The sequence below is a fragment of the Thioalbus denitrificans genome (assembly GCF_003337735.1).
GTDB lineage: Bacteria > Pseudomonadota > Gammaproteobacteria > DSM-26407 > DSM-26407 > Thioalbus > Thioalbus denitrificans.
Genome location: NZ_QPJY01000006.1, coordinates 215,531 through 224,819, shown reverse-complemented (window position 1 = coordinate 224,819; position 9,289 = coordinate 215,531). Strand labels below are relative to the sequence as shown.

8 protein-coding genes and 1 tRNA gene are annotated in these 9,289 nt (G+C 64.9%); all 9 read left to right on the top strand.

All coding sequences use genetic code 11. The annotated features are described in order from the left end of the window. The 9 genes from tuf to rpoB all read left to right on the top strand — a co-directional run bounded on the left by tuf (nt 1) and on the right by rpoB (nt 9,216). Nucleotides 1-1,191, top strand: coding sequence for an elongation factor Tu (tuf, locus tag DFQ59_RS13250; protein WP_114280172.1), 1,191 nt, complete (start codon nt 1-3; stop codon nt 1,189-1,191). Between the two features lie 59 nt (nt 1,192-1,250). Next, a tRNA-Trp gene (locus DFQ59_RS13245) sits at nt 1,251-1,326 on the top strand. A gap of 79 nt (nt 1,327-1,405) precedes the next feature. Next, nucleotides 1,406-1,783 (top strand): preprotein translocase subunit SecE, encoded by a 378-nt coding sequence (gene secE / locus DFQ59_RS13240; protein ID WP_114280183.1) that lies wholly within the window; start codon nt 1,406-1,408, stop codon nt 1,781-1,783. A 3-nt stretch (nt 1,784-1,786) separates the two neighbouring features. Beyond that, the gene (gene nusG / locus DFQ59_RS13235; protein WP_114280182.1) at nt 1,787-2,320 is read left to right on the top strand and encodes a transcription termination/antitermination protein NusG; all 534 of its coding nucleotides are present in this window, start codon (nt 1,787-1,789) and stop codon (nt 2,318-2,320) included. Nucleotides 2,321-2,410: 90 nt separating this feature from the next. Continuing rightward, the gene (gene rplK / locus DFQ59_RS13230) at nt 2,411-2,842 is read left to right on the top strand and encodes a 50S ribosomal protein L11 (protein ID WP_114280181.1); all 432 of its coding nucleotides are present in this window, start codon (nt 2,411-2,413) and stop codon (nt 2,840-2,842) included. A gap of 3 nt (nt 2,843-2,845) precedes the next feature. Next, complete coding sequence (gene rplA, locus DFQ59_RS13225) at nt 2,846-3,541, top strand: 50S ribosomal protein L1 (protein WP_114280180.1); 696 nt, start codon at nt 2,846-2,848, stop codon at nt 3,539-3,541. Nucleotides 3,542-3,808: 267 nt separating this feature from the next. Continuing rightward, nucleotides 3,809-4,336, top strand: coding sequence for a 50S ribosomal protein L10 (gene rplJ, locus DFQ59_RS13220; protein ID WP_114280179.1), 528 nt, complete (start codon nt 3,809-3,811; stop codon nt 4,334-4,336). A 73-nt stretch (nt 4,337-4,409) separates the two neighbouring features. After that, nucleotides 4,410-4,790 (top strand): 50S ribosomal protein L7/L12, encoded by a 381-nt coding sequence (rplL, locus tag DFQ59_RS13215; RefSeq protein WP_114280178.1) that lies wholly within the window; start codon nt 4,410-4,412, stop codon nt 4,788-4,790. 274 nt (nt 4,791-5,064) lie between these two features. Continuing rightward, nucleotides 5,065-9,216, top strand: a complete 4,152-nt coding sequence (rpoB, locus tag DFQ59_RS13210; RefSeq protein ID WP_114280177.1) for a DNA-directed RNA polymerase subunit beta — start codon at nt 5,065-5,067, stop codon at nt 9,214-9,216. Nucleotides 9,217-9,289 lie beyond the last annotated feature (73 nt).

Sequence of the window (9,289 nt, the reverse complement as noted above, 5' to 3'; positions counted from 1 at the left end):
ATGTCCAAGGAAAAGTTCGAGCGTAAGAAGCCGCATGTGAACGTGGGAACCATCGGTCACGTGGACCATGGCAAGACGACGCTGACGGCGGCCATCACGAAGGTGATGGGTGAGAAGTTCGGTGGCGAGTTCAAGGCGTTCGATCAGATTGACAATGCCCCCGAGGAGCGCGCCCGCGGCATCACGATTGCCACCGCCCACGTGGAGTACGAGTCCGAGAAGCGCCACTACGCGCACGTGGACTGCCCTGGTCACGCTGACTACGTGAAGAACATGATCACGGGTGCGGCGCAGATGGACGGAGCGATTCTGGTGGTGTCGGCGGCCGACGGCCCGATGCCGCAGACGCGCGAGCACATTCTGCTGTCCCGGCAGGTGGGCGTGCCGTACATCGTGGTGTTCATGAACAAGGCGGACATGGTTGACGACCCGGAGCTGCTGGAGCTGGTGGAGATGGAGGTTCGCGACCTTCTGTCCGGCTACGACTTCCCGGGCGACGACACGCCGATCGTGGTGGGTTCTGCGCTGAAGGCGCTGGAAGGCGACACGAGCGAGATTGGTTCGCAGGCCATCGAGAAGCTGGTGGCGGAGATGGACCGTTACATTCCGGAGCCGGAGCGTCCGATTGACGGTGCGTTCCTGATGCCGATCGAGGACGTGTTCTCGATTTCCGGCCGCGGCACGGTGGTGACGGGTCGAATCGAGCGTGGTGTGGTGAAGGTGGGCGACGAGGTGGCGATTGTCGGCATTCACGACACGACGAAGACCACCTGCACGGGCGTGGAGATGTTCCGCAAGCTGCTGGACCAGGGGCAGGCGGGCGACAACGTCGGTGTGCTGCTGCGCGGCACGAAGCGTGACGAGGTGGAGCGTGGCCAGGTGCTGGCGAAGCCGGGCAGCATCACCCCGCACACGAAGTTCGAGGCCGAGGTGTACGTGCTGAGCAAGGAGGAGGGCGGTCGTCATACGCCGTTCTTCCAGGGTTACCGTCCGCAGTTCTACTTCCGGACCACGGACGTCACCGGTGCCTGTGATCTGCCCGAGGGGGTGGAGATGGTGATGCCGGGTGACAACGTGAAGATGACGGTGAGCCTGATTGCGCCCATCGCCATGGAGGAAGGTCTGCGTTTCGCCATCCGCGAAGGCGGCCGTACCGTCGGCGCCGGCGTGGTCGCCAAGATCATCGAGTAACGAAATGCTTCCGCCGGGGCGGGGTGGCGACATCCCGCCTCGGCGTGCTGCAGAGTATTAGGCCAGTAGCTCAATTGGCAGAGCGGCGGTCTCCAAAACCGCAGGTTGGGGGTTCGATTCCCTCCTGGCCTGCCAAACAGCGCATCAAGCATGCGGGCAGCGGGGGCTTCCCATGTGGGAGTCCCCCTGCTTCGTTATTTTCTGTTAAGGGTCCATGAACGCTAAAACCGAGGTCAGCGGCAACAAGTTCGATGGCGCCAAGTTGCTTGTGGCGGTGCTGGTGCTGGCCGTCGGCATCGTCGGTTTCTATTACTTCAGCGACGCCATCACCGTGGTCCGCGTCGGCGGCCTGCTGGTGGTCGCCGCCGTGGCGTTGGTGATCGCCTCCCAGACCGAGAAGGGGCGCGGCGCGATCGGCTTCTTCAAGGACGCGCGTACCGAGGTGCGCAAGGTGGTCTGGCCCACCCGGCAGGAAACCATCCAGACCACCCTGATGGTGATCGCCATGGTTGTCGTGGTGGCCATCATTCTGTGGTTCCTGGACATGTTCCTGTTCTGGGCCGTGCGCATGCTCACCGGGCAGGGAGGTTGACGGATGGCCAAGCGTTGGTACGTAGTCCATGCCTACTCGGGCTTTGAGCAGCAGGTCAAGCGCTCGCTCGAGGACCGCATCAGGATGCACGGCATGGAGGAGCACTTCGGGCAGATCCTCGTCCCCACCGAGGAGGTGGTGGAGATGCGCGCCGGGCAGAAGCGCAAGAGCGACCGGAAGTTCTTCCCCGGATACGTGCTCGTGCAGATGGAAATGAACGACGCCACCTGGCACCTGGTCAAGGAAGTGCCGAAGGTGATGGGATTCATCGGCGGCACCAGCGACCGCCCCGCGCCGATCTCCGAGAAGGAGGCCGACGCCATCCTGCAGCGCGTGCAGGAGGGGGTCGAGAAGCCGCGGCCGAAGGTCCTGTTCGAGCCGGGCGAGGTGGTCCGCGTCATCGACGGGCCGTTCGCCGATTTCAACGGCGTGGTGGAAGAGGTGAACTACGAGAAGAGCCGCATGCGCGTGGCGGTGCTCATCTTCGGCCGTTCCACCCCCGTCGAGCTCGAGTTCGGTCAGGTCGAGAAAGGCTGAATGCAGTAACCCCGATGCCCGCCTTGGCGGGCGCCGGGGCTTTTCAACCGGGGAGCCGCAAGGCGCCAGCACCCGAACCAGGAGTATGCAATGGCTAAGAAAATCCAGGCTTACATCAAGCTGCAGGTGAAGGCCGGCCAGGCCAACCCCAGCCCGCCGGTGGGCCCCGCGCTGGGTCAGCACGGTGTCAACATCATGGAGTTCTGCAAGGCGTTCAACGCCAAGACCCAGCAGCTCGAGCCGGGTCTGCCGACGCCCGTGGTGATCACCGTCTACTCGGATCGCAGCTTCACCTTCATCACCAAGACGCCACCCGCCTCCGTGCTCCTGCGCAAGGCCGCCGGCATCCCCAAGGGCAGCAGCAACCCCAACACCAACAAGGTGGGCAAGGTCAACCGCGAGCAGCTCGAGGAGATCGCGAAGACCAAGATGCCCGACCTGACCGCCGCCGATATGGATGCCGCGGTGCGGACCATCGCCGGCAGCGCCCGCAGCATGGGCCTTGACGTGGAGGGGGTGTAAGCCATGGCCGGAATGACCAAGCGCAAGAAGCAGATCGCCGAGAAGCTGCAGCCCGGGCGTCTCTACCCCGTGGACGAGGCTTTCGCGCTCCTCAAGGAGATCTCCGCGGTCAAGTTCATGGAGTCGGTGGACGTGAGCGTCAACCTCGGTGTTGACCCGCGCAAGTCCGACCAGGTGGTGCGCGGCTCCACCGTGCTGCCCAACGGCACCGGCAAGACCGTCCGCGTGGCCGTTTTCGCCCAGGGCGCCAACGCCGATGCCGCCCGCGAGGCCGGCGCCGACATCGTCGGCTTCGAGGACCTGGCCGAGTCGGTGAAGGCCGGCAACCTGGATTTCGACGTGGTCATCGCCAGCCCCGACGCCATGCGCGTGGTGGGCCAGCTGGGCCAGATCCTCGGCCCCCGCGGCCTGATGCCCAACCCGAAGGTGGGCACCGTGACCCCGAACGTGGCCGAGGCGGTGAACAACGCCAAGGCGGGCCAGGTGCGCTACCGCACCGACCGTGCCGGCATCATCCACTGCAGCATCGGCAAGGTGGATTTCGAGGTGAACGCCCTGCGCGAGAACCTCGAGGCGCTGCTCTCCGCCCTGAACAAGGGCAAGCCGAGCGCCGCCAAGGGCGTTTACATGAAGAAGATTACCGTCTCCACCACCATGGGCCCGGGCGTCGTCCTGGACCAGGGCAGCCTCAACGCATGAGGCTGCGGAACGCCCGCGGCGTTCCGGAGACATACAGGCTTTGGGTCGCCGGTCCCGCTTCAGGGGCCGGTGGCTGTCAAAGACCGCAGGCGCCGGACGGGTGCGAATCCGGAAGGCTTAATGGAATGACCTGCCTGCGCAGACGGTGAGCCCGAAACAGGTTTTCCTGGTGACGGTCACCGTGGGAGGTGGACACCGGCAACGGTGTTCCCGAAACCCAGGGGGGCGTGCCGGCAGCGCCGGCCCGCCATGTAGGAGGAATATCCAGTGGCATTGAACCTGGAACAGAAGAAGTCGATCGTCGCCGAAGTGTCCGAGGTCGCGGCGCAGGCGCATTCCGCGCTGGCAGCCGAGTATCGGGGCCTCACGGTCGAGAAGATGGACAAGCTGCGCGTGACCGCACGTGATGGCGGCGTCTATCTCCGCGTCGTGAAGAACACCTTGGCGCGTCGTGCCCTGGCCGGTACCGAGTTCGAATGTATGAGCGAGGGACTGGTCGGGCCGCTGGTGCTCGCGTTCTCCATGGAGGACCCGGGTTCCGCGGCGCGGGTGTTGGGTGACTTCGCCAAGGACAACGACAAACTGGTCATCAAGCTGGTGTCCATCGGGGGTCAGTTGCTGCCGGCTTCGGAAGCAAGCCGACTGGCGAAACTGCCGACCCGCGATCAGGCCATCGCAATGCTGATGTCGGTTATGCGTGCACCGGTGGAGAAGTTGGCCCGTACGCTCAACGAGGTGCCCGGCAAGCTCGTTCGCACCGTGGCGGCGATCCGCGATCAGAAGCAGGCTGCCTGAGCCTGCTGTTTCCTAGGCAATTCTGCCCGGGGCGCAGCAGCGACCGGGTGACCGTACACAGGAGTTGAATACAATGGCCGTGTCCAAAGACGACATTCTCGAAAGCATCGCCAACATGTCCGTGATGGAGGTCGTCGACCTGATCTCCGCCATGGAAGAGAAGTTCGGTGTCAGCGCCGCTGCCGCCGTTGCCGTGGCCGCTCCGGCCGCCGGCGGCGCCGAGGCCGCCGCCGCCGAGGAGCAGACCGAGTTCGACGTGGTGATGACCAGCTTCGGTTCCAACAAGGTGGGCGTCATCAAGGTTGTTCGCGCCGTCACCGGTCTGGGCCTGAAGGAAGCCAAGGACGCCGTGGAGGGTGCCCCCTCCACCATCAAGGAAGGCGTCAACAAGGACGAAGCCGAGAGCATCAAGAAGCAGCTCGAGGAAGCCGGCGCAACTGTCGAGGTCAAGTAAGAGAAAAGACCTGCTTGTTTCCTTGCGCCTCAAGGAACAGGGAGGAAAACGGAAATTGGCTGGTGGCCTTGAGCCACCGGCCTTTTTCTGCTTGCAGCACGTGATGTCCCATGACGTTCCGGCGCCGGTGCCGAACCGGAGCCGGGGCGCTACAGCGCTGAAACCAGAGCCCGGATCCGCAACGGGCATGGACCGGATGACAACAGAGGGGCGGATTCTCGCCCGTTTCGTTGAACCGTCACCCGCTAGGCGGTGGTCAAGCTGAGGAAGTCTGATGGCCTATTCCTACACCGAAAAGAAGCGTATCCGCAAGGATTTCGCCAAGCGTCCCAAGATACTGGATGTGCCTTATCTCCTGGCCATCCAGCTGGATTCCTATCGTGATTTTCTCCAGCTCGACACCTCGCCCGCCGCGCGTGGCGAGAATGGGCTTCACGCCGCCTTCAAGTCGGTGTTCCCCATCGTTTCCTACTCCGGCAACGCTGCCCTGGAGTATGTGAGCTACCAGCTCGGCAACCCGGTCTTCGACGTCAAGGAGTGCCAGATGCGCGGCATCACCTTCGCGGCTCCGCTGCGGGTGAAGGTGCGCCTGGTGATCTACGACAAGGAGGCCACCACCACCCCGAAGCCGGTCAAGGATATCCGTGAGCAGGAGGTCTACATGGGGGAGATCCCCCTGATGACCGACAACGGAACCTTCGTCATCAACGGCACCGAGCGGGTCATCGTCTCCCAGATGCACCGTTCCCCGGGCGTGTTCTTCGATCACGACAAGGGCAAGACCCACTCCTCGGGCAAGCTGCTGTTCAATGCCCGGGTGATCCCCTATCGCGGCTCCTGGCTCGATTTCGAGTTCGATCCGAAGGATTGCCTGTACGTGCGTATCGACCGCCGGCGCAAGCTGCCGGCCTCGGTGCTGCTGCGCGCCCTGGGCTACACCAACCAGGAGATGCTCGCCATCTTCTTCGAGACGAACCGCTTCGAGTTCAAGGATGATGTCATCACCCTGGAGCTCGTGCCGGAGCGTCTGCGCGGCGAGACCGCCAGCTTCGACCTGAAGGACGAGAAGGGCAACGTGCTGGTTGAAGAGGGCCGCCGCGTCACCGCGCGCCACATCAACCAGATGAACAAGGCCGGCCTGACCAAGCTGCAGGTGCCGGCGGAATACCTGCTGGGCAAGACCCTGGCCCATGACGTGGTGGACGAGGAGACCGGCGAGGTCATCGCCAATGCCAACGACGAGCTGACCGCCGAGCTGCTGGGCAAGCTGCGCGAGGCCGGCATCAACGAGCTGCGCACCCTCTACACCAACGATCTGGATCGCGGTCCCTACATCTCCGACACCCTGCGCATCGACAGCACCCGCACCCAGCTCGAGGCGCTGGTGGAGATCTACCGCATGATGCGCCCCGGCGAGCCCCCCACCAAGGATGCCGCCGAGAACCTGTTCCACAACCTGTTCTTCACCGATGATCGCTACGACCTCTCCCCCGTCGGGCGGATGAAGTTCAACCGCCGCGTCGGCCGCAAGGACGTGGAAGGTGCCGGCGTGCTCTACGACGGGCGCTACTTCTCCAGCCGGGACGATGCGTCCATGGCCAGGCTGGTGGAGATCCACGGCGACTCCTCCGACATCCTCGACGCCATGAAGGTGCTCATCGACATCCGCAACGGCAAGGGGACCGTCGACGACATCGACCACCTCGGCAACCGTCGCATCCGCTCGGTGGGCGAGATGGCGGAGAACCAGTTCCGCGTTGGCCTGGTGCGCGTGGAGCGGGCGGTCAAGGAGCGCCTGAGCATGGCCGAGAGCGAGGGCCTGATGCCTCAGGACCTCATCAACGCCAAGCCGGTCTCCGCGGCCATCAAGGAGTTCTTCGGGTCCAGCCAGCTGTCCCAGTTCATGGACCAGAACAACCCGCTGTCCGAGGTGACCCACAAGCGCCGCATCTCGGCCCTCGGCCCCGGCGGCCTGACCCGCGAGCGGGCCGGCTTCGAGGTGCGCGACGTGCACCCGACCCACTACGGCCGCGTCTGCCCCATCGAGACCCCTGAAGGTCCGAACATCGGCCTCATCAACTCCCAGGCCGTCTACGCCCGCACCAACAAGTACGGTTTCCTCGAGACCCCGTACCGGAAGGTGATCGACGGCAAGGTGACCCGCGAGGTGGAGTACCTCTCCGCCATCGAGGAGGGCGAGTTCGTCATCGCCCAGGCCAATGCCACCCTGGACGAGGCGGGCAGCCTGGTGGACGACCTGGTGCCGTCCCGTCACCAGGGCGAGTTCACCTTCTCCAGCCCGGACCAGGTGGAGTACATGGACGTGTCGCCGAAGCAGATCGTCTCGGTGGCCGCCTCCCTGATTCCGTTCCTGGAGCACGACGACGCCAACCGCGCGCTCATGGGCTCCAACATGCAGCGCCAGGCCGTGCCGACCCTGCGCACCGAGAAGCCCCTGGTGGGCACCGGCATCGAGCGCACGGTCGCCACGGACTCCGGCGTTACCGTCGTCGCCCTGCGCGGCGGCGTGGTGGACTCCGTGGACGCGGGCCGCATCGTGGTGCGCGTCAACGACGAGGAGACCGAGCCGGGCGAGGCGGGTGTGGACATCTACAACCTCACCAAGTACACCCGTTCCAACCAGAACACCTGCATCAACCAGCGTCCGCTGGTGCACCAGGGCGACGTCATCGCCCGCGGCGACGTGCTGGCCGACGGCCCCTCCACCGACATGGGCGAGCTGGCCCTGGGCCAGAACCTGCTGGTGGCCTTCATGCCCTGGAACGGCTACAACTTCGAGGACTCCATCCTCATCTCCGAGCGCGTGGTGGAGGAGGATCGCTTCACCACGATCCACATCGAGGAGCTCACCTGCGTGGCCCGCGACACCAAGCTCGGGCCCGAGGAGATCACCGCCGACATCCCCAACGTGGGCGAGGGCGCGCTGTCCAAGCTCGACGAGTCGGGCATCGTCTACATCGGTGCCGAGGTGCGCTCCGGAGACATCCTGGTGGGCAAGGTCACGCCGAAGGGCGAGACCCAGCTCACTCCCGAGGAGAAGCTGCTGCGCGCCATCTTCGGCGAGAAGGCCTCGGACGTGAAGGACAGCTCCCTGCGCGTGCCCACCGGCATGAACGGGACGGTCATCGACGTCCAGGTGTTCACCCGCGACGGCATCGAGAAGGATGCCCGCGCCCTGCAGATCGAGCAGATGGAGCTCGACCGCATCCGCAAGGACCTGCGCGATCAGCTGCGCATCCTCGAGGATGACACCTACATGCGCGTGGAGAAGCTGCTGCTCGGCAAGATTGCCGAGGGCGGTCCCGCGGGCCTCGGCGCCGGCGCCAAGATCACCAAGAGCTACCTGGCCGATCTGACGCGCGATCAGTGGTTCGAGATTCGCCTGCGCAACGACGAGGCCAACGCCCAGCTGGAGCGCGCCACCGAGCAGCTCAAGCAGCAGCGCAAGGACTTCGACGAGAAGTTCGACGAAAAGAAGAAGAAGCTCATCACCGGCGACGACCTGGCTCCCGGCGTGCTGAAGATCGTCAAGGTCTACCTGGCGGTGAAGCGGCGCGTCCAGCCCGGCGACAAGATGGCCGGCCGTCACGGCAACAAGGGCGTCATCTCCCAGATCGTGCCGGTCGAGGACATGCCGTACTCCGCCGACGGCACCCCGGTGGACATCGTCCTGAACCCGCTGGGCGTGCCTTCGCGCATGAACGTGGGCCAGGTGCTCGAGACGCACCTGGGCTGGGCTGCCAAGGGGCTGGGCCTGAAGATCGGCCGCATGCTCGACGAGCAGCGCAAGGTGGCCGAAGTGCGCGGATTCCTGGAGCAGGTCTACAAGGGCCGCGACTACGACAACCACAAGGAGCTGGCCGAGCTCAGCGACGAGGACGTGCTGGCCCTGGCCGCCAACCTGCGTGGCGGCGTGCCCATGGCAACGCCGGTTTTCGACGGTGCCGACGAGGGCGAGATCAAGGCCATGCTGGAGCTCGCGGGTCTGCCCGTCAGCGGTCAGACAACGCTCCACGACGGGCGCACCGGCATGCCCTTCGACCGCCCGGTGACGGTGGGCTACATGTACATGCTCAAGCTCAACCACCTTGTGGACGACAAGATGCATGCCCGTTCCACCGGCTCCTACAGCCTGGTCACCCAGCAGCCGCTGGGCGGCAAGGCGCAGTTCGGCGGCCAGCGCTTCGGCGAGATGGAGGTCTGGGCCCTGGAGGCCTATGGCGCCGCCTACACGCTGCAGGAGATGCTGACGGTCAAGTCCGATGACGTGAACGGCCGCACCAAGATGTACAAGAACATCGTGGACGGCGACCACCGCATGGAGCCGGGCATGCCCGAATCCTTCAACGTGCTGGTCAAGGAGATCCGTTCGCTCGGCATCGACATCGAGCTGGAACAGGAATAACACAGGCGTTCGCACAAGCCGTGTCCGTCCGCCGGTCCAGTGCCGGCGGACGGACGACAGACAGTTAGCAGGT